Genomic DNA, 19,814 nt, shown 5'->3' with positions numbered 1-19,814 from the left:
GTGCATTCCAGCGCCATTTTATGCCAGACCCGTGCGCAAAAAGAGCACTCCCTGAGAAGCTCAACCCAATCGGTCCGCTGCTGAACTCCGCCCTAGACCTTGTTTTCGCTACCAGGTTCATCCGCGCTACAGGTGGTCGGGAGTGATTATGCGCGGATCTGACGAAACACCGCGATCGCCGTTCAGCTATCTCGATCCCGAAGACCGGATCGCGGGGCGGCATCCCAGGCGCAAGATCCGGGCGAGCCTGCCGCAGATCCTCTGGTCGATCCGCCCCGAACGCCAGCTGATGGAGCAGATGAACTTCAATCTGTGGTTTCGCTGGTTCACAGGCCTCGGGGCAGACCATCAGATTTGGGTGCCGACGGTATTCTCCAGGATCCGCGTCCGGCGCCGCATGCGCGGCTGCCGTGATCCTGCTTTATACTTTTGCAGCGCTTTGTCCCATGGCTGGCCCCCTGGCAGATCAATGATGTGGCGGGGATATTCTGGCAGCTCCGCTCGGACGCGCATCCATTCGGCACCGATATGACCGGGCGCGATATGCTGTCGCGAATGCTGCTGGCAACGCGCGAAACCTTGCTCTTTTCCGGAAGCGCCACGCTGATAGCTGTCGTGACCGGCATCAGCCCTGGCTTCATCGCGAGCCTGCGGGGAGGCTGGACCGGGTATCTCCTGTCACGTTTCATCGACCGTTTTATGGCGCTGCCCGCGCCGATCCTATCCTCTTCCTGATCCGCGAGAACAAGGACGGGCTGTTGTTCAGCGCCATGGCGGCGCTGTTTCCCGGCGCTGCAATTGCGCGTCTTTTGCTCTCTATCGGAGTGGCAGCGCATTACAGCAGCCATGACCTTGAGCTGGCCAGCGGACTTGCAGACCGAGCCATTGTCCTGCGCGGTGGAACGGTCGAGGAGGAAGCCCGGCCGCGCGCAGCCACACTGCTCCGCAATCGGTCCATGTGCGAGACCTGCTGGTGGCGCAACGGATTGTTTTCATTCGCGACCGCCGCCTGCGTCCTGCCTGTCTGCTGGTGACACAGGCCCCCCATCTGGTCGAAAGCATCGCGCATCGGGTGATCGTCTTGCGGTGGCCGCAGTGTCGGGATTGCGCGCGAACCCATCTCAAAAAGACACAGAGCCACCGCATCCGGGAGAATGTTCTTCCATTTGCGGCACCGCTGCCGCCCGGCATGACCTGTCTGCGTGCCGGGCTTCAGAATGGCCCCGCCCGGCACGGAGGCGTAAAAACCGGCTGAGAAGACAATTGCAAACGACCGGGCAGAACCGGCAGAAAGGCCGGAGTCAATGAGCAGGACCGCCCCCGAAAACACCGATCTCAACAAGCGATCGCCCGCGCGGATCACCAGCCATGATGAGGCCATCGCCGCCGCGCAGCACCTGGCGGCAGACTGGAGCCAGAAAGCGGCCAGGCGCGACGCAGAGCGCATCCTGCCTTTTGCCGAGATCGACGCCTTCTCCGCCCTGGGCCTTGGGGCAATCACCGTGCCCAAAGAATTCGGTGGACCAGAACTATCCTTCCTGACCCTCGCGCTTGTATTCGAGACGATCTGCGCGGCTGACAACTCGGCAGGGCAAATCCCGCAGAACCATTTCGGCGTGCTGCAACTGCTGCGCGAGGCGGGGACACCGGTGCAACAAAGCCGCTTTTACGCCGATATCCTCGCCGGGAAACGTATCGGAAATGCGGGCCCTGAAAAGAGCCGCGCACTTGTGACCCATAATACGACCGGGCTGAGCGCCTCACCCGTGGGCTGGCGGCTGAACGGGCATCGGTTCTACTCCACCGCCGCGATCTTCGCCGACTGGATCCCGACCCGCGCCAATGACCCTGAAGGCCGCCCGGTCCAGGTCTGGGTGCCGCGCCACGCGCCGGGGGTGCGGGTCCTCGATGACTGGTCCTCCTTCGGGCAGCGCACGACCTCCTCCGGCAGTGTTGTTTTCGACAATGTTCTGATCGAAAGCGAGGAACAGATCTTCCCCGTCTGGCAACGTGCAGACAGTCCGGGCCTTGCCGGGCCGGTCTCGCAGCTGATCCAGGCCGCGATTGATTCCGGCATCGCGGTCGGCGCGCTGGAGGAAGCCGTCCGTTTCGTGCAGGAAAAATCGCGCCCCTGGGTCGATGCGGGCGTGCCGCGTGCCCAGGATGACCCCTATATCATCGCGGATATCGGCCGGCTGCAGATCGACCTTCTCGCCGCGCAGGAGGTTCTGCGCGAGGCCGCCCAGACCCTTGACGAGATCGCCGCGGCGCCAGTGACCGACGAGAGCAGCGCCCGGGCCTCGGTCGCGGTGGCAGAGGCCAAGATCCTGACCACGGAAATCGCGCTTCAGGCGTCGGAAAAGCTCTTTGAACTCGCGGGGTCCGCCTCGACCCGCGCCAGTCTCAATCTCGGGCGGCACTGGCGCAATGCGCGGGTCCACACGCTGCATGACCCGGTGCGCTGGAAATACCACCTGCTTGGGAACTGGCATCTGAACGGCGCGGCCCCGGCCCGGCATCAATGGAACTGAAGACATGAGCGAAACCCGTCACGCCAACCCGCCGGGCAAAGTGCATCTGATCACCTCGGATGCCGAGGCGATCGCCATTGCTGAAAAGCTGGCGGCGGAATATGCGCCCTCTGCCAGCCTGCGCGACCGGGCACGCGCCCTGCCCTGGGAGGAGCTGGACCGTTTCACCGCAAGCGGGCTTTGGGGGATCACCGTGCCGAAAGCTTACGGCGGCGCCGGGGTCTCTGCGGTGACGCTGGCGCGGGTGACGGCGATCATCGCAGCGGCGGATGGCTCGCTGGCGCAGATCCCGCAGAACCATTTCTACGCGCTGGAAGTGATCCGCTCGGGCGGGTCCGAGGCGCAGAAGGAGCATTATTTCCGCCTTGCACTTGACGGCCACCGTTTCGGAAACGCCCTGGCCGAGATCGGCGCGAAGGACTTCCAGCGCCGCACGAGGCTGATCCGCGAAGGCGGGCAGCTTTTTGTTGAGGGTCAGAAATTCTACTGCACCGGCGCGATTTTTGCGCATCAGATCCCGACCCTGGTGGTTGATGAAACCGGCCGCCAGCAGCTGGTGATCATCCCGCGCGAGGCCGCCGGCGTCACCATCACCGATGACTGGGACGGATTTGGCCAGCGTGTCACCGGCTCCGGCTCGGTTTCGTTCTCGCGTGTCGCTGTCGACCCCGACCAGATTGTGCCCTTTCAGGACAGTTTCGAGCGGCCGACGCCGATCGGACCCTTTGCCCAGATCATCCATGCCGCGATTGATCTTGGCATCGGTCAGGGGGCGTTTCAGGCGACACTTCCCTTTATCCGCAACCGCGCGCGCCCCTGGGTCGATGCCAAGGTCGACAGCGCGGCCGCAGATCCGCTGACGCTTGCCGGGCTTGGCGACGTGGCCTTGCGCCTGCGCGCGGCCAGTGCGCTTGTGACCCGCGCCGGGCGGGCTGTCGATGCCGCCATTCTGGAAGCAACCGAAATCAGCGTCGCCGGGGCTTCGGTTGCTGTCGCGGCGGCGCGGGCGCTGACCACGACGGCGGGGCTGCTGGCAGGGTCGAAACTTTTCGAATTCACCGGTACTTCGGCGACCTTTGCCGAGGACAATCTCGACCGGCACTGGCGCAATGTCCGCACCCATACGCTGCATGATCCGGTGCGCTGGAAATATCATGCGGTCGGCAATCACAGGCTGAACGGGGTGAACCCGCCCCGCCATGGCGCGATCTGAGGATGCGATGAGCGAGAAAAAACACATCATCGTCAATGCGTTCAATATGAACAGCGTGGGCCATATCAACCACGGCCAATGGGTGCATCCGCGCGACCGCTCGATGGATTACACCCGGCTGGACCATTGGACGGGGCTTGCCAAAACGCTGGAGCGCGGGCTTTTCGACGGGATTTTCCTCGCCGATATCCTTGGCACATATGATGTCTATGGCGGCAATGTCGATGTGGCCCTGCGCGAAAGCGTGCAGCTGCCGGTCAATGACCCGATCCTGCTGGTCTCTGCCATGGCCTCGGTGACCGAACACCTGGGCTTCGGCATCACCGTCAATGTCAATCAGGAGCACCCCTATACGTTTGCGCGCCGGATCTCGACGCTGGACCATCTGACGGGTGGCCGGATCGGATGGAACGTTGTGACGGGCTATCTCGATTCCGCCGCCCGCGCCGTGGGGCGTGACGCGCAGGAGGCCCATGACAGGCGTTACGACCTGGCTGATGATTACCTGGATGTGCTTTATAAACTGTGGGAAGGGTCATGGGAGGAAGATGCGGTGCGGCGCGATCGCGCCGCGCGCATCTATGCCGATCCGGCAAAGGTCCATAAAATCCACCATGACGGACCATTCTTCCGCGTAGATGGCTATCACCTTTCCGAGCCCTCGCCACAGCGCAGCCCGGTGATCTATCAGGCGGGCACCTCGGGGCGCGGGCAGTTATTCGCGGCGCGGCATGCGGAATGCGTGTTCATCTCTGCGCCAGAGAAGTCAGTTGCACGGGCTCAGTCCGACAGCATCCGCCGCGCGGTGGTGGCGGCCGGGCGGCGGGCGGATGACGTGAAGATCCTGACCGGCGTCAACATTATCACTGACCCCAATCCGGCAGTGGCGCGCGAGAAACTGGCGGAATTCCAGGCCGCCTCCAGCCCCGAGGCAGGCCTTGCGCATTACTCGGCTTCAACCGGCATCGATTTTGCGAAATTCGGCCTGGATGATCCGGTGCCCTATGGCAGCTCGAACGCGATCCAGTCAGCGGTGAAACTGGCCGAAAGCCGGGGCTGGACCAAGCGCGATCTGCTGGCTCAGCTGGCCCTTGGCGGGCGCTATCCGCTGCTGGTCGGTACGCCATCTCAGGTGGCCGATGAGCTTCAGTCCTGGATCACCGAGGGCGGGCTTGATGGCTTCAACCTCTCTCGCCTCGCGGTGCCGGAAAGCTATGCGGATTTCGCCGATCTGGTGGTTCCGGAACTGCAGTCCCGCGGGCTTTACAAAACGGGATATGCCGAAGGGACCCTGCGCCGGAAGCTCTTTGCCCAGGGGGACAGATTGCCCGCGCGGCACGCAGGCGCAGCCTTCCGGCGGCAGGCCTGAAGGCGCGTCAGCGCGCCTTCAGCCTGCGCACCGCATAATCGCCGGTGAACTGTACCACAGAGACAAGCGCGACCAGGATCACGATCACCGCCATCATGACAGTGGTGTCAAAGCGTTGATATCCGTAACGGATTGCCACATCGCCCAGGCCGCCGGCGCCAACGGCACCCGCCATGGCCGAGGCCCCGATCATCGTCACGACCGTAATCGTCAGCCCGCCGATAATCCCTGGCAGTGCCTCCGGCAGGTAGACGTAACGGATGATGTGATGGCGGCGACAGCCAATGCTCTGCGCGGCTTCGATCAGACCGGGGTCGATTTCGCGTAAGGAGACCTCGACGATACGGGCAAAGAAGGGCGTGGCCGAGACCGCCAGCGGCACAATGGCTGCCCAGACCCCGATGGTGGTGCCGACAATCAGCCGCGTGAACGGGATCAGCGCCACAAGCAACACGATGAACGGCACGGCACGAAAGCAGTTCACGATAAGTCCGACGATGCGGTTCACTCCTGGCGCGGCAAAGATGCCACCGGGGCGGGAGGTCACCAGAAATACCGCCAGCGGAATCCCCGCCAGCACCGCAATCACGGCTGAAACTCCCACCATGAACAGCGTGTCATAAAATGCCTGCCAGAGGCGATCAATCATCTGCGGAGACATAGCCGATCACCTTTGCCGATGGATGTTGTGCGATGAGCGCCGCGGGTTTTGCCCCTGGTGCCAGCGCCAGCACAATACGCCCGACCGCATGACCCTGGATCCGATCTACCGAGGCCGACAGCAGCTCCACCGCTCCTTTTGCAGCGCCCGCCAGGGCCTGCAGGTCAGGGGAGGCGGCACCGGCATAGGAAATGCCGATCACCGCTCGATCACGCGGATTGCGTGCATCAGAGCGCAGTTTTACTGTCAGCTCCGGCGGCAGTTCACGTTGCAAGGGAGCCAGAAGCGCGCGGGTCGCATCATGGCGCGGGGTGCCGAAGACCTTCCAGACCGGCCCTTCCTCGGCGACGGCCCCGCCTTCGAGCACGAGGACGCGGTTGCAGATTTCGCGGATCACGCTCATCTCATGGGTGATCAGCACGATGGTCAGGCCGAGCTTGCGGTTGATGTCACGCAACAGCTCCAGGATCGACAGCGTTGTCTCGGGATCAAGGGCCGAGGTCGCCTCGTCGCATAGCAGGATCTCGGGGCGGCTGATCAGCGCCCGGGCGACACCGACGCGCTGCTTTTGCCCGCCCGAAAGGCGCGAGGGATAGGTATCGCCTTTACCCGAAAGCCCGACCAGCGCCAGAACCTCATCGGTGCGCCTGCGGATCTCCCCCTTAGCCACCCCGGCCACGATCAGCGGCAGCGCAACATTCTCACGCACTGTGCGGGCAGAAAGCAGGTTGAAATGCTGGAAAATCATTCCGACCCGGCGGCGCAGTGTCACCAGCCCGACCTCATCCAGGCGGGCAATATCGTCGCCATCGACCAGCACACGCCCGGTTGTGGGCACTTCCAGCCGGTTGATCGTGCGCAGAAGGCTGGATTTACCGGCCCCGGACCGACCGATGATGCCGTAGATTTCGCCGGGCGCGATGTCGAGGCTGATATCCTTCAGCGCCTCAACATTGCCCATCCTGGAGTGGTAGATCTTGCCAAGCGCTTCAAACCGCAAATGGCCTGGCTTCGCTTTGACAGCGTCCACACCCGCCGCTGCTGCGACGGGCGCGAGGCGCGTGATGTCGGGGCTGAGGACCCCGGCGCTCATTGATCCTTCCATGCAAGAATGTAGAGCTTGTCACTGTCCGAGAAGCTTTTGCGGGCCTGATCCTCGACCGCTTTGGAATTGTGGAAAACCTCAATGAATTCTTTGATCTTTGGATCATCCTTGCGGTCGGATTTCGCGACAAATGCCACCGCGAACTGGCGATCCTCGATCCCGGAATACAAGAGTGCAGATGTCGGATCGAAGGTTCCCGCCGCCACGATGAAATGCGGATAGCCCTGGGCGAGATCAACATCCCCGGTGATCCGCACCAGCTGCGGCCCCTCCACCTCGGTGAAGGAAAGGTTCTTCGGGTTGTCAGCAATATCATCGACCGAGCCGAGGAAGCCGACATCGTCTTTCAGTCTGATCAGCCCGGCTTTCTCCAGCAGCAGCAGCCCACGACCCTGGTTCACCGGGTCATTCGCGATGGCGACGGTGCCATTTTGCGGGATCTCGTCGAAGCTTTTATGCCGCAGCGAATAGAGACCAAGATTGGCGAGGATGCCAGGTGCCACCACCACCAGATCATGGCCGCCCTGTTCGTTGGCGTTTTTAAGGAAAGGCGCGTGCTGGAAGAAGTTCAGGTCAATGTCACCGGCATCCAGCGCGACATTGGGCGTGGTCCAGTCCGAGAACTCGATCACCTCGACCTCAAGCCCTTTGGCCTTCGCCTCTTCCGCGGCGACCGCGACGGTATCGCCATAAGCTCCGGGGACCACGCCGATCTTCAACGGCTCGGCAAAGGCGGTGACAGGTGCAAGCGCAAGCGCTGCAGCAAGGATGATACGTTTCATGGCTGCTCCGGTCATTTTTTCCAGGGAAGGGAGTAGAGGACGGGGTTCCCGGCGTAATACTCGGCGATCTTCGCCTCGACGTCGGGGGCGGACTGATAGATCTCGACGAATTGTGCGATTTCCGGGTCTTCGGCATTGTCGCGACGCGAGACGAAAGCGATTGCGAAGCGGGTTTCCCCGACCCCGGAATAGACCAGCGCACGGCCTGCAAGATCCGGGTTGCCCGCCGAAACGTAATGCGCAGGATAGCCCTGAGCCAGATCGACATCTTCAATGGCGCGCACCAGCTGCGGCCCCTCGATCTCGACAAATGCAAGGTTTTTCGGGTTGCTGGTTACGTCATCCAGCGTGCCGAGATAGCCAACGCCCTCTGCCAGCCCGATCAGCCCGGCATCAGACAGCAGAACCAGCGCGCGACCCTGGTTCACAGGGTCATTGGCGACCGCGACCTTTGCACCATCGGGCAGGGCCTCCAGGCTGTCATATTTCAGCGAATAGAGGCCGATATTCGGCAGGAAGCCCTTTGCCACCGGGACAAGATCAAAGCCGGTCTCTTTGATGGCATTTTCCAGAAAGGCCTCATGCTGGAAGAAGTTCAGATCCAGATCGCCGCTTGCAAGCGCCAGATTGGGCGTCGCCCAGTCGGCAAATTCGATCACTTCGACCGCGAGGCCCCGGGTCTTTGCTTCTTCCGCAGCGGTGATGATGGAATCCGCCACCACCCCCGGCGTTACGCCGATCTTCAGATCAGCCGCAGCAGGCACCACCCAGAGGGCCGCAATCACGGCGAGGGAGGCGGCCATCCTTCTGGAATATCGCATACAGGTTCCTTCCCACAGCGCCTGACACAGATCCGTGCTTCGGGCGCCATCTTATAGACGATCACATTCATCGTTTTTATCGGCCGGGGAATGGCACCAGGTCCATTCCAAATTGGCCGCCGGGAAAGGCCATCCCTGCTATCAGCGAGGGTCATGAAAGAAAAAGGGGGTGGGTGCGGGCGAAAAGCCGGACTATCCATGAGATGCTTCATGCATAATTGCGAAGGACGGATGGGGGCGGTTGGCTGAGGGGCGCGAAACCGGTTTTCGCTATGGTACCCTGGATGCTGCGCGTCTGGATACGGTGCCGCTGCTGTCCTGTCGGCACAGACCAGCAGGATCGGCCTCGGTGGTACACGCTTGACCATATCTCAAAGGGACGGGCCGCCTGGAATATCGTCACCTCAGTGAATGACAGCGAGGGCGAGATTTTCGGGGGGATCAGCATCTGGCCCATGATCTGCGCTATGACCGCGCCGATGAATTTGCCGAGGCCGCGCTGGCGCTGTGGAACATCTGGGCGCCAGCTGCACCTGAAGACGAAACGATCCGACTTTTGCCACACAGGTATGACCGGGCAAGCTTGCCCCTTTCGCTAACAGGTTGTCCGCCAGGAAGCGCGTGCCGGGAACTGCCCGAGCATGTCGAGATCGTCCATGAGAGGAAGGAACCCGCACCCGAGGACGAGTTCCGTAACCTGCTCGGCGACGATCAGGAGGATGTCGCGCGCCAGCGCCAGGCGATGCGCCTGCAGATGGGTGGGGTCGCACGGCAGGCATCGCTGAACCCCAATGACGGCATCGAGCTCTGAAAGGACCGGACATGCGTGATCGTCTCAATGCCTCGCTGCCGGTAGGGCTGATTTCCCGGGTCACGGAACTGGCCGACCGCAAGCGCGTCTCACGCTCCTCGGTGGTCGAGGCAGCGCTGGAATCCTTCCTCTCGCCCGACACGGCTCAGATGCAGGAAGCGGCCCTGACCCGGAGGCTCGACCGGCTGTCGCGTCAGGTCGCCCGGATCGAGCGCGATCTCGGTATCTCGGCGGAAACCCTTGGCCTCTTCGTCCGCTTCTGGCTGACCGTCACGCCGCCGGTCCCGACGGAAGGATACGCTGCGGCCCAGGCCAAGGGGCGCGAGCGCTTCGACGGATTCGTCACCACGCTGGGGCGGCAGTTGCAGTCAGGGCGCGGCTTCCTGCGGGATATCCCGGGTGATGTCGGGCCGGAAACGGGAAGGAGCGCCGATGGATAGGCCATCTTGTTTTGACCGCCCGTCGAGAGTATATACTGAAAAGTATATACAGGAGGCTGCCATGCCCCAGTTCGCCAAGATCTTCCAATCCGGCAATTCGCAGGCCGTACGCCTGCCGAAGGAGTTTCGCTTCGATGTCGACGAGGTCGAGGTCTCGCGTGAAGGCGACGCCGTGATCCTGCGCCCCAAACCCGATGCGCGTCAACGCTGGAAATCCCTGCGCGCGGCGGTGGAGCGCGGCGTCAGCGAGGACTTCATGGCCGAGGGCCGCCAGCAGCCTGACATGCAGCACCGCCCGGAACTCGACCGGCTCTTCGAATGATCACCTATCTCCTCGACACCAATGCGGTGATCGCGCTGATCGGGCGCCGGTCGGATACCCTGCTCGCGCGGGTTGAGGCCTGCGAACCCGGCTCCATCGCGGTCTCCTCCATCGTCGCCCATGAGCTTTGGTACGGTGCCTATCGCAGCCAGAAGGTTGCCTTCAATCTGGAGACGCTGCGGTTGCTCTTCGCTGATTTGCCCATCCTGGACTTCGACCGCGAGGATGCGCGGGTCGCTGGCGAGATCCGGGCCGATCTCGCGCGACAGGGCACGCCCATCGGCCCCTATGATCTCCTGATCGCCGGACAGGCGAAAGCGCGCGGGCTGACGCTGGTGACGAATAATTCTGGGGAGTTCGAGCGGGTGCCGGATCTCACGCTTGCGGACTGGACCGCAGCATAACCGCAGGCGATGCGGCCACGAGCCCGGTGCTTCTTCGTCACAAGATCGGCCCGGAGTACCCGTGGCCAGCGTCGAATCGGGCGGAGAGCGGTCTGACGGCGGTGCAGCGTGGCAGCCGCAGCAACTTATAAGAGCAGCCGGTCATGCGCACCACAGCGGGATCACAGTTGGTTTCGCCCTGAGAGGCGAACGGCCGACTTATGGCAGCAGCGGCATGGCAATCGCAAAAGATGGCGAGATGCGGCCATTCAAGTAACACGCATAAGAGCTATTCTCGTCCAGTCCCCTAAATACACGTGGGACACATGCCTCATTTCGATGGTTTTATCTCAGACGCAAAAGAAATCGACTGGATCCATATGTGGCACCGTTATTATTCTGCTGCTTTTGCTCAGGTTAAGCAACTGCCTCCCTTCTCGCAAAAGGGAGATGCAAAGCACCTCAAAGCTCCGATTTGTTCTATCCACGAATGATTGATCATATTGCCTACTCGGACCGGAGAAATCCACTCCCGCCAGCGCAATTCTGGTTGCCCCAAGGAACGCTGCTAGGCAGGTTGACAGATAAACTGATGTTCCAGAGTATGAGAACTTCCCATTCCTTCCAAAACCATTTCCATCACGATCGGCAAGTTCTATTTTTATTGACTTTCGGGCTTGCAGGTTTGGAAAGTCGAGGGAAGTAAAAGCGCATGATGCTTTTGTTTTCTGGATGATTTCCAACCTTCCTGGCAGGAATGCACTCGGGTAGTCCTGTAAAACTAGATAGTTTGGGGTCAAATGACGTCCAATATCGTTCACGCCAATCGTGATTTTTTCAGCAATGAAGGGCATCAAGCTGACAATTGATTGGCCCAACCCACAAACAACGACATCTTGTCCAGAGTGACGCTTGGCAAACTTATCGATGTCTGAAGGGCACGCCTCTTTCGTCAATTTTCGTAAGCTGCTTTGGCGCGACCACCAGGCGCAACAGGCATCCCCTTCGTCATGAGATAAAAACGTTCGAGTTGAGGGGATATGACTTGCACCACAGAAACCTCACCTTCAAAAATATCCCTACTGTAGAAGTGTATGTTTTGCTTCGCCAATTGGAGGGCAAGTCTGATCACCTGTTCGGAGCAATGAAGTTTCGGAATTGATGATAATTCAGTTCGCTGACTTCCATCGAAATCCTCCATTGCATACCCACCCTTAGCATATAGGTGTCCATGCTCCAATCTCATACGTTGAAATGGGTTCGAAGAAGTATTCAGAATTGGTGTAGGTTGAATTTCCTTGCCGAATTTGAACTGCAGACAAAAACCTTGAAATGCCTCCAAGACCGCCCTCTCCAAAGCATACTCGGGCAAACATGATGAGCCAGAACCAAAGAATCGAAACTGCTTAGGTTCATCACTCTCTAAAGAGCACAGGAACGTAGGGACGCCCGTGCTTGACGTAATGTTAAAGACTTCCACATGAGCCTTTGCCTGTTCAGATATGTTCCTCAGAACTTCCAAAATGCGCTCATTCAGGCTGGCCGTAGAAACAACCCGAACGGGAAGAGCGCTCTTGCGAAGCGAGCAATTGGTAATAAATATTCCGAGTGAGTCGCGTTCAATTAACTCCAGCATTGCATGCAGTAGCGCCTCGTCTCTCGTAGCTCCGGAGGCGGTGCCAGAGTTTGTTGCATATCTATAAAGCCCCGAGCTGCGAATAGCCTTGCGTTCGGCCTCTGACGGAGCCTCGTAGTATGGGTTTAGAAGCGCCATTGGAAAGTCGACAAAAATTTTCGGGTGTAATATGGATTCAAACTGGACGCAGCTGAGTGGAATAGGTTGGAGCGTGGTGAACATTCTCTCTACTGGAGGGCTTCCTCCGATTAGGTAACTGCCATTGCCAGAAAAATCGAGTTCAACCGAAGAGATCGCGCCCTGTATGTCCTCCGTGAAATAGTAATAGTGTTCCAATGCTTCATAGATAGCCGATGTGAAAGATTGGTTGCCGATTCCCTTCCCGTGTCCCTCGGTAGAAAATCCATATCGATCAGTTATGGCACAGGATACCGTTTTTGCGTAATCTCCAAAAACACGACATTCGAACTTGAGTCCAATTCTCGACATAAGATTGCGGGCGCGCTGGATAGCGTCCTCACGCGTCCGCGTTCTCTCGTTGCTTTCATCTATTGCTGACCGATGGTCCATTCCAGAATTTCTTTAATCTCTTCAGCGTTTTGAATGGTCACGCTGTACACTGTCTGCTGTTTGCCCATGACGCCAATGACTATTTCTACAGGCTCACCAGTCGGCGCCTCCTTGCGCAGTGCCGTCAGAAGTGCTGATAAAGCGGGCGAGATACGATCTGAATTATTGGTATCTGACTGTGCCAGAGGGCTTAAAGCGTCAAAGCCCTTCGTGGTTGAGTCGATATGGAGGCTTCCCATAGTGAACTCCTTCCTTGCATGATATGCCTTAGTGACGCAGCACGGCAGCGTTCTGTCAACACGTTTGAACCGCACCGGGTTTGCCAGAGGCTCCAACTCCTGAGTAGGATGGAGCATCATGAGCAAGACCACGAACAAATTTTCCCCTGAAGTGCGCGCACGATCGGTTCGAATGGGTCTCGACAACGAAGGCCAGCATGGCTCGCGTTGGCAGTCGGTGATGTCGATCGCGGCGAAGATCGGCTGTGCGCCCCAGACCCTGAACGAGCGGGTCAAGAAGGCCGAGATCGACAGCGGCAAGCGCGCGGGCATCCCAACCGATATGGCCGAGAAGATGAGGACGCTGGAGCGGGAGAACCGCGAGTTGCGTCAGGCGAACGAGATCCTTCGTAAGGCGAGCGCGTATTTTGCGATGGCGGAGCTCGACCGCCGGTCGAAGTGATGGTGTCGTTCATCGATGCACATCGGGGAATGCATGGGGTCGAGCCGATCTGTGGCCTGCTGCAGATCGCCCCTTCCACCTACTATGAACGTTTGGCCAAGCGGGCCGATCCGGCACGGCTGTCAGACCGTGCCCGCCGGGATGAGGCGCTGCGCCCCGAGATCCGTCGCGTGTTTGAAGAGAACTGGCGGGTCTACGGCGTCCGGAAGGTGTGGCGGCAGCTTTGCCGAGAGGGCTTCGATGTCGCGCGATGCACGGTGGCCCGGCTGATGAAGGGCATGGGTATTCAGGGCATTATCCGGGGCAAACCGCACAGGACAACGATCCCGGACAAGAAAGCTCCCTATCCGCTGGACAAGGTGAACCGCCAGTTCCGCGTTCCGGCACCAAACATGCTGTGGGTGTCAGATTTCACCTATGTCGCCACCTGGAAGGGGTTCGTCTATGTCGCCTTCATCATCGACGCCTATGCACGCAAGATCGTCGGCTGGCGTGTCAGCACGTCGGCGCATGCAGGGTTCGTGCTCGATGCTCTGGAACAGGCTGTGCATGATCGTCGCCCCGGAAAGAGCATGGGGCTGGTTCATCATAGCGCCAGGGGCTCGCAGTATCTGAGCATTCGTTACAGCGAGCGGCTGGCGGAAGCTGGCATCGAACCATCGGTGGGCAGCGTCGGCGACAGCTATGACAATGCCTTGGCCGAGACAATCAACGGCCTGTTCAAAGCCGAGGTCATCCATCGACGAGGGCCTTGGCGCAGTTTCGAGGCCGTAGAATACGCCACGCTCGAATGGGTCGACTGGTTCAACAACCGCCGTCTGCTCGAACCGATCGGGAACATCCCGCCAGCGGAAGCAGAGGCCACCTTCTACACGGCTCTGGAAACTGAAGTCATGGCCGCGTAACAAATCGAAATCAGCCTCCGGCAAACCCGGCGCGGTTCACTCAGGGTCTTCAGCCTTCGATGATTATGCTCCCGAATGGCTCCGCCCACGATATCGAGACGTTGCGCCGTAGTCTGCTCCGTCCCGCATAGTTGCCACGGCTGGCCCGGTCCAGCGCGGAGGGCGGGGCCAGGCCCTCGGATCGACGCTTCGAGCCCATTGGGGTCATTGGACCTCGGCGCTCTGGGCGCTATGGTGGCGCGGCAGAGCAGTTTGTCGCGGGTTTTGGGAGTTTTGCGACTCGGAAGGAGAGGTATTCACTTGGATGCAGGGTCGGGCACAGTCGAGGATTTGTCTGCCGGTGCGGCTTCCGGGTGGATCAATCTTGCCTCGGGAATGGATGGCTGTGAACGGATTGAAGCGTTCTTCTCCGGTCAAGCCTATGAGCCGCATCGCCATGATACCTACGCAATCGGGCGTACGATCTCTGGTGTTCAGCGGTTCCACTACAGGGGACAGGTTAGTGACGGCGTTCCCGGCACGGCCATTATTCTCAACCCAGACGAGTTGCATGACGGGCAAGCCGGGACGGAGGACGGCTTTCACTACAGGATGATTTATCTCGACCCGGCGCTCGTGCAACAGGCTCTCGGAGGACGTAGGTCACTACCATTTATCCCCGGCGGCGTATCGGTCGATCCACGGTTGCTGAAGGCGATAGACGGCATTGTCGCCCATATGTCCGAGCCGATGGAGACGCTTCAATACGATGATGCGGTTTATGATCTTGCCCACGCCTTGCGGGCTGCGGCTCCCCTCTCCGGCGCACGATACATCGCGACGCCCGACTATCGCGCTGCGGATAGGGCACGCGCGTATATTCGGCACTCAGAAGGGCAGTCGATTTCCTTGGAACAACTGGAGCAGATCACGGGACAGGACAAATGGAAGCTCTCGCGAGATTTCAGGGCTGTATTCGGCACCAGTCCCTACCGTTACCTGACCCTGCGCCGTCTTGACCGGGCCAAGGCCGGGATCATCAAGGGACTGCCGCTTGTTCAAGCGGCTCTGGATGCAGGATTCGCCGATCAGGCGCACCTTACGAGGCATTTCCGCAATGCTTTCGGCATTACACCCGCCCGCTGGAGAAAGCTGACCCAAGACTGATCGCTGCACAATCGTTCAAGATCAGATTTGCAGAAATTCCTAGTGTTGCCCCATTCGACAATGGAGCAAACCAGAATGGAAAAGACACATCAAGCCATCAACTTTTCGGAGAAACTCACGAAGATCACCGATCTCTGGCAGCCGCGCGTTATCGCGGAAATGAACGACTACCAATTCAAGGTCGTGCGTATCGACGGTGATTTCATCTGGCACAACCATCCCGATACGGACGAAACGTTCATCGTTCTGGACGGTCAACTACGGATCGATTTTCGTGATGGCGCGGTTTCGATAGGCCCCGGCGAGATGTTCGTTGTACCGAAGGGAGTCGAACATAAGCCTTTCGCAGAGACGGAGGTTCACCTTCTGCTGATCGAACCGCGGGGCGTCCTAAACACTGGTCACGCTGGCGGCGACCGCACAGCCCAGAACGATGTTTGGGTTTGAGGTCGTCGCGTAATTCCTGAAACCAGCGACAGATCAGCCACCCCCGGAAAATCACGGCTTTTCGTGTCGCCGGTCATTGCCGCAGATGCCCCGCCACTTGCGACATGATTTGCGACAAGGATCAACCGGGGCGAGCGGCAGCTTCGTCCGCATGGCTACCATCCTGACGGAGTGATCGCTGCGGAGCAAGGCGAACGGCAGCATCCGGGAATGCGGCCGCGCAGCCATTGGTCGAGGCCGACCGGCGGCTATGGGCCGTCCTCGCCCGTCGCGGTCAGCGGGAAGGTTAAGCGCGCTAACCTACCGGTTTCCGTGCCGCAGCATGTTGCTCGGAGCCCATTGCGGCCACCGGCATTCAGATGCGATGCTGCGAACCATGCCCAAGATGACCTTGCATATCATCAATGCCCGCCATCAGCTTTCCGGTATAGCTGATTGGCTTTCAGAGCGGCTGGACGATGCGTTCGCGGTATCTGCGAAATATCTGCCCCTACGCGATACGGATGTGATCTTGAGAGCTGGTAAAGCCGTCATCCCTGAGAAGGGACATCTGGGATATGCTCCGGAAAGTGGGCTGATCTACGTTACCGTGGATCCCAAGAACCCCGCATTTCGGGCGAATTCATCACAGTCTTTGGAACGGATGTTGGCGCATGAACTGCATCACTCCTCGCGGTGGGACGGTCCAGGATATGGTAAAACACTCGGTGAGGCGCTTGTTTCGGAGGGACTAGCCGGGCATTTTGCGCAGGAAGCCTATGGCGGCGAGCGTGAGCCTTGGGAGCAACTGTCAGCCAGCACCTTGCGTCCCTACTTCCTCAAAGCTCAAGAGGATTGGCAACGCGCCGATTACAACCATGATGAATGGTTCTTCGGATCACAGGAGTTCCCGGCATGGGTGGGCTACTCACTTGGCTATGAATTGGTCGGGCATTATCTGGCCGCGCATGGCGATGCCCGTGCTTCCAATCTGGCCCACGCGGACGCTGCCGATTTTTGGGCATTGATCGACGCTGTTTGAGCGGCAGCTTCGTCCCGTATAGCTGCCATAGTGGCCGGCTGTTTGCTGCGGAGCAGATCGAGCGGCAGCTCTGGGGAGCGCGGCGCAGCAGCATCCTGTCTGGGCACCGGCGGCTTCGGGCCGCACGCGGCGGCCAACCTCGCCTTCATAAACGCAGTGGAGCGCGTCGGCTTGATCGTCGCGCTTTGATTTTCAGGAGTAGCGGCCAAGGCCGCTTTCGCCGTGAGCACATCCGCGATGCCTGCGGAGGTGCAGCATCTTATCAGCGCACCTCTTCCCAGAAGCCTGCCGCCAGTCGCGCCCTTTCGTCATTCGCGATGCGGGATAAGGCATTGGAAACGTCGGAGACCTCGAAAATCCCGCTCACGCGGCGCTCGGCAAGTGCCGCATTTCGGATCACGATACGGCCATTGCGATAGCGGTTGAGTTCCTCGACCACCTCGCCCAAAGGGCGATCATCGAAAACCAGCCGCCCCTGACGCCACGCGGTCTCGAACTCCGCGTCGATCGGTACTGCTACCTGCAAGCTCCGGTCGGAAGTATAAGTGATGGCCTCGCCTTCATTCACCAGAACAGACCGCTGTCCGGCGGCGTCATCAAAGTCACGCACTGCCACAGAATGTTCGGTAACGACAACCTGCACGCCAACGGACTTGATATCGACCGAAAATTGCGTGCCAAGTGCAGTCGCTATCAGGCCACCGGCCTCGACCGAGAACGGGCGGGGTTCATCCGTATTCTTCGGTGCGGCAGTAAAATAGGCCTCCCCTTGCACGAGAACGACGCGCCGTTCGGTATCGGAGAAATCGAGGTTCAGGGCGCTGTCCGGCCCGAGTTCCACGATGCTGCCATCAGGGAGGGTGACCGAGCGAAGCTCTCCGCGTGCCGTTACATGATCGGACATCCATGCTGTCAGGGGGTTCCCGGACCAAAGCAGCAAAGCGCCGATCAATGACGCCGTAAGCGCGGATGCAGCCAAGCCGGCAGCACCGGCTTTCCACCAGTTGCGCCCGACAGGCGCAGGATCGCCGAAGTCCAGGCCGTCCGTGGCAAGGGTGCCAAGCTCGTTCCAGGTTGCCCTGGCGAAGCTGAAGGCCTCACTATAGAGTGGCCCCTGAGCAATCCAGTCATCGAAAGCCCGGCGCTCGACAGGCGTAATCCTGGGATCACCCAGGCGGACAACCCATTCGGCGGCTTCCGCCTCCGGGTTACCGGTGATCATCTGTGCTGATGTCGCTTTGGCTTCCGTCATCTCTTCTTCATTCATCGCTGCAATCGCGCCTTAACTGGTAAGACGCTCACCGAAGCGCTTTCCGGTAGCCTTTCCGCCTGCGTCATTGGTTTTTTTCTCTCTCCCGGAGAGAACTCGTGACATGCAGCAGGCCCTTTGCGAGATGTTTCTGCACAGAACTCTCTGATATTCTAAGTGAACGCGCCACCTCTGCATAGCTCAGCCCCTCGATCCTGTTGAGAACGAAAACCTGCCTTGTCCGCTCGGGCAGTTTACCGAGGATTTCCAGCAGCAGCCGCATGCGCTCCCGACCGGCAGCGACTTGCTCCTGCCCGGGCTGGTTATCGGCAACGCGAGCAATATCGTCCGCATCCATTCGTTCAGCCGGCTTGCGACGCTGCTCACGTACGTGGTCGACAGCGAGGTTATGGGCGGTACGAAACAGGTAAGAGCGATTTTGCCGAACGACGCCCTCGTCCGCATATGGCCGCTCGGCATAGCGCAGGAAAGTCTCCTGTGCAGATCCGCAGCCAATTCCGGATCCCGCAACTTGCGGGTCAGATAAACCTGCAATTCACCTCTGTGCGAAAGAAACAACTGCCTGAGGAGCTTGCTAGCCAAAACGCACCATTTGTCCCAACTGCCGACGCAAGGCGTCCGTCTTAGCTGGTCCAGACCGAGGGCCGGAAATCTACTGGCTGGCGGCACGAGTTTGTGAATTTCACTACTCCTATGCCAATTGGTGACTAAAGGGAAGGCTAAGCAAGCAATACCAGAGATTGGGAGGATGCCATCGTGGCAGATCATAGGCTTCACGCCGGATACTATCCCTTCCTGCACGATGAGGGCCAAGGCTACTCAGCGCGGCAGACACGGCGTCAGGAATCTGGAAATGCGATCGGGGCGCGGGGCGGCCCCTCTGCGGCAAGCGCCCGCTGGATGGATCGGATGATATCCATCTGGTCGCTACGTTCCGGATCCAGGATAAGTGCGCGCGCCAGCCGTGACCTTGAATGTCTTCCTGAACCAGTCTTCGAGCAGCTGCTTGTCATGGGCGAAGCGTTCTGTGTCATTGGCGGCGCCGGGGCGGGACAGGTAGTTCATGTCGGAGAGGCGGACCTCGTCCTGCTCCAGGACCGTCCCGGCTTCGGTGAGCATATAGCGGAAGCGGATCCTTGGCGGTGTGGTGTCGCGCATGATGCGGACATCGCGGTAGTCGAAGTTCTAGGGCTCGAACTCGCCGGCGAGATCGATGTCGAGGACTTCTATGGCGAGGCCCTGCCCCGCCGGGAGGTAGCGTGCCCCCAGTTTCGCGAACTCCTTGTCGAACTCAGCCAGCACCGAAGCACGGGTACGCTCCTGGCGGAACTCCTGGTCGCGGAATTTTTCCGGAGCGATATAGGTGACAGTGACGTCGGCCGCAGCGGTGTCCGGTGCGCCGATCATCACCGGCAGGGCAAGAGCGGTGGAAAGAAGAATGGCCCTGAGCATGGTGAACCTCCGCGTCACGGGTCTGCGGATTCAATATGGGGCTGCGCGATGCAAGATGCCAAGGCTGGTGGTGAACAGATTCAGGAGCGTACATGTCATCTCCGGGCAGCCTCACGCATTTGTGACCTCGCCGATTACCCGCTACGGTTTCCGCTCAACTGCTTCCGATATGCTTCCGGGGAGGTTGGGGCGCAAATGCAAAAGGCCTCCCGAGGGAGGCTTAAAACGCTGATATCTATCAGTAATTT

Annotated in this window: 21 protein-coding genes, 2 pseudogenes and 1 other annotated feature; of the genes and pseudogenes, 13 read left to right on the top strand and 10 right to left on the bottom strand. The window is 59.9% G+C overall.

All coding sequences use genetic code 11. The annotated features are described in order from the left end of the window. Nucleotides 1-148 precede the first annotated feature (148 nt). From M3484_RS22960 to M3484_RS22940, 5 genes and pseudogenes are all read left to right on the top strand, one after another. Nucleotides 149-391: pseudogene (locus tag M3484_RS22960) on the top strand (transposase); the annotation flags it as partial. A gap of 38 nt (nucleotides 392-429) precedes the next feature. Further along, entirely contained in the window at nucleotides 430-735 is a 306-nt protein-coding gene (locus tag M3484_RS22955; RefSeq protein ID WP_249499425.1) for a hypothetical protein, read from the top strand. 569 nt (nucleotides 736-1,304) lie between these two features. Beyond that, nucleotides 1,305-2,531 carry an SfnB family sulfur acquisition oxidoreductase gene (locus M3484_RS22950; RefSeq protein ID WP_249499415.1) on the top strand — a complete coding sequence of 409 codons (1,227 nt, stop codon included), beginning with the start codon at nucleotides 1,305-1,307 and terminating at the stop codon, nucleotides 2,529-2,531. Between the two features lie 4 nt (nucleotides 2,532-2,535). Next, on the top strand, nucleotides 2,536-3,744 hold the full coding sequence (locus tag M3484_RS22945; RefSeq protein WP_249499414.1) for an SfnB family sulfur acquisition oxidoreductase: 1,209 nt from the start codon (nucleotides 2,536-2,538) through the stop codon (nucleotides 3,742-3,744). Between the two features lie 7 nt (nucleotides 3,745-3,751). Next, nucleotides 3,752-5,113 carry an LLM class flavin-dependent oxidoreductase gene (locus tag M3484_RS22940; RefSeq protein WP_249499413.1) on the top strand — a complete coding sequence of 454 codons (1,362 nt, stop codon included), beginning with the start codon at nucleotides 3,752-3,754 and terminating at the stop codon, nucleotides 5,111-5,113. Nucleotides 5,114-5,120: 7 nt separating this feature from the next. Here M3484_RS22940 and M3484_RS22935 read toward each other — a convergent pair whose 3' ends face one another. The 4 genes from M3484_RS22935 to M3484_RS22920 are packed head-to-tail and all read right to left on the bottom strand — an operon-like array spanning nucleotide 5,121 to nucleotide 8,482. Beyond that, entirely contained in the window at nucleotides 5,121-5,774 is a 654-nt protein-coding gene (locus M3484_RS22935; RefSeq protein ID WP_249499412.1) for a methionine ABC transporter permease, read from the bottom strand. Beyond that, the gene (locus M3484_RS22930) at nucleotides 5,755-6,867 is read right to left on the bottom strand and encodes a methionine ABC transporter ATP-binding protein (protein ID WP_283258553.1); all 1,113 of its coding nucleotides are present in this window, start codon (nucleotides 6,865-6,867) and stop codon (nucleotides 5,755-5,757) included. The genes M3484_RS22935 and M3484_RS22930 overlap by 20 nt, the downstream gene beginning before the upstream one ends. After that, on the bottom strand, nucleotides 6,864-7,661 hold the full coding sequence (locus M3484_RS22925) for a MetQ/NlpA family ABC transporter substrate-binding protein (protein WP_249499411.1): 798 nt from the start codon (nucleotides 7,659-7,661) through the stop codon (nucleotides 6,864-6,866). The genes M3484_RS22930 and M3484_RS22925 overlap by 4 nt, the downstream gene beginning before the upstream one ends. Nucleotides 7,662-7,672: 11 nt before the next feature. Continuing rightward, nucleotides 7,673-8,482, bottom strand: a complete 810-nt coding sequence (locus M3484_RS22920; RefSeq protein WP_249499410.1) for a MetQ/NlpA family ABC transporter substrate-binding protein — start codon at nucleotides 8,480-8,482, stop codon at nucleotides 7,673-7,675. 583 nt (nucleotides 8,483-9,065) lie between these two features. Here M3484_RS22920 and M3484_RS22915 point away from each other — a divergent pair. The 4 genes from M3484_RS22915 to M3484_RS22900 all read left to right on the top strand — a co-directional run bounded on the left by M3484_RS22915 (nucleotide 9,066) and on the right by M3484_RS22900 (nucleotide 10,459). Then, the gene (locus M3484_RS22915; protein ID WP_249499409.1) at nucleotides 9,066-9,293 is read left to right on the top strand and encodes a hypothetical protein; all 228 of its coding nucleotides are present in this window, start codon (nucleotides 9,066-9,068) and stop codon (nucleotides 9,291-9,293) included. 11 nt (nucleotides 9,294-9,304) lie between these two features. Beyond that, complete coding sequence (locus M3484_RS22910; protein WP_249499408.1) at nucleotides 9,305-9,733, top strand: ribbon-helix-helix domain-containing protein; 429 nt, start codon at nucleotides 9,305-9,307, stop codon at nucleotides 9,731-9,733. 61 nt (nucleotides 9,734-9,794) lie between these two features. Beyond that, nucleotides 9,795-10,055 (top strand): antitoxin, encoded by a 261-nt coding sequence (locus M3484_RS22905; protein WP_249499407.1) that lies wholly within the window; start codon nucleotides 9,795-9,797, stop codon nucleotides 10,053-10,055. After that, on the top strand, nucleotides 10,052-10,459 hold the full coding sequence (locus tag M3484_RS22900; RefSeq protein ID WP_249499406.1) for a type II toxin-antitoxin system VapC family toxin: 408 nt from the start codon (nucleotides 10,052-10,054) through the stop codon (nucleotides 10,457-10,459). Before M3484_RS22905 ends, M3484_RS22900 begins: the two co-directional genes overlap by 4 nt. Before the next feature lie 329 nt (nucleotides 10,460-10,788). Here M3484_RS22900 and M3484_RS22895 read toward each other — a convergent pair whose 3' ends face one another. From M3484_RS22895 to M3484_RS22885, 3 genes are read right to left on the bottom strand one after another with little or no spacing between them, the layout of a single operon-like run. Further along, the gene (locus M3484_RS22895; RefSeq protein WP_249499405.1) at nucleotides 10,789-11,394 is read right to left on the bottom strand and encodes a hypothetical protein; all 606 of its coding nucleotides are present in this window, start codon (nucleotides 11,392-11,394) and stop codon (nucleotides 10,789-10,791) included. After that, on the bottom strand, nucleotides 11,391-12,644 hold the full coding sequence (locus tag M3484_RS22890) for a YcaO-like family protein (RefSeq protein WP_249499404.1): 1,254 nt from the start codon (nucleotides 12,642-12,644) through the stop codon (nucleotides 11,391-11,393). The genes M3484_RS22895 and M3484_RS22890 overlap by 4 nt, the downstream gene beginning before the upstream one ends. Continuing rightward, nucleotides 12,623-12,883 carry a hypothetical protein gene (locus tag M3484_RS22885; protein ID WP_249499403.1) on the bottom strand — a complete coding sequence of 87 codons (261 nt, stop codon included), beginning with the start codon at nucleotides 12,881-12,883 and terminating at the stop codon, nucleotides 12,623-12,625. Before M3484_RS22885 ends, M3484_RS22890 begins: the two co-directional genes overlap by 22 nt. Nucleotides 12,884-13,001: 118 nt before the next feature. Between M3484_RS22885 and M3484_RS22880 the strand changes: the two genes are divergently transcribed. The 4 genes from M3484_RS22880 to M3484_RS22865 all read left to right on the top strand — a co-directional run bounded on the left by M3484_RS22880 (nucleotide 13,002) and on the right by M3484_RS22865 (nucleotide 16,844). Continuing rightward, nucleotides 13,002-14,230, top strand: a protein-coding gene (locus tag M3484_RS22880; RefSeq protein ID WP_249499402.1) for an IS3 family transposase whose coding sequence is annotated in 2 segments (ribosomal slippage) — nucleotides 13,002-13,290 and nucleotides 13,290-14,230 — 1,230 coding nt in all. Because the reading frame shifts where the segments join, the coding sequence is not laid out codon by codon here. Beyond that, nucleotides 13,283-13,399 (top strand) — a sequence feature (AL1L pseudoknot). Its footprint overlaps the gene before it by 117 nt. Before the next feature lie 375 nt (nucleotides 14,231-14,605). Continuing rightward, on the top strand, nucleotides 14,606-15,376 hold the full coding sequence (locus M3484_RS22875) for an AraC family transcriptional regulator (protein ID WP_249499424.1): 771 nt from the start codon (nucleotides 14,606-14,608) through the stop codon (nucleotides 15,374-15,376). Between the two features lie 75 nt (nucleotides 15,377-15,451). Then, a complete protein-coding gene (locus M3484_RS22870; RefSeq protein ID WP_249499401.1) occupies nucleotides 15,452-15,823 on the top strand; it encodes a cupin domain-containing protein in 372 nt (123 codons plus the stop codon). Nucleotides 15,824-16,199: 376 nt separating this feature from the next. After that, on the top strand, nucleotides 16,200-16,844 hold the full coding sequence (locus M3484_RS22865; RefSeq protein WP_249499400.1) for a DUF2268 domain-containing putative Zn-dependent protease: 645 nt from the start codon (nucleotides 16,200-16,202) through the stop codon (nucleotides 16,842-16,844). A 262-nt stretch (nucleotides 16,845-17,106) separates the two neighbouring features. Here M3484_RS22865 and M3484_RS22860 read toward each other — a convergent pair whose 3' ends face one another. The 3 genes and pseudogenes from M3484_RS22860 to M3484_RS22850 all read right to left on the bottom strand — a co-directional run bounded on the left by M3484_RS22860 (nucleotide 17,107) and on the right by M3484_RS22850 (nucleotide 19,521). Then, nucleotides 17,107-18,096, bottom strand: coding sequence for a FecR family protein (locus tag M3484_RS22860; protein WP_249499399.1), 990 nt, complete (start codon nucleotides 18,094-18,096; stop codon nucleotides 17,107-17,109). Nucleotides 18,097-18,178: 82 nt separating this feature from the next. Further along, nucleotides 18,179-18,580: an RNA polymerase sigma factor gene (locus M3484_RS22855; RefSeq protein ID WP_249499423.1), complete on the bottom strand. Its 402-nt coding sequence runs from the start codon at nucleotides 18,578-18,580 to the stop codon at nucleotides 18,179-18,181. A 461-nt stretch (nucleotides 18,581-19,041) separates the two neighbouring features. Then, a pseudogene (locus M3484_RS22850) lies at nucleotides 19,042-19,521 on the bottom strand (DUF3016 domain-containing protein). Nucleotides 19,522-19,814 lie beyond the last annotated feature (293 nt).

It is taken from the genome of Pseudomonas sp. GX19020, assembly GCF_023371075.1.
GTDB lineage: Bacteria > Pseudomonadota > Alphaproteobacteria > Rhodobacterales > Rhodobacteraceae > Pseudogemmobacter.
Note: the sequence above shows the minus strand (reverse complement) of the source record. Positions and strands in the feature narration are given on the sequence as shown.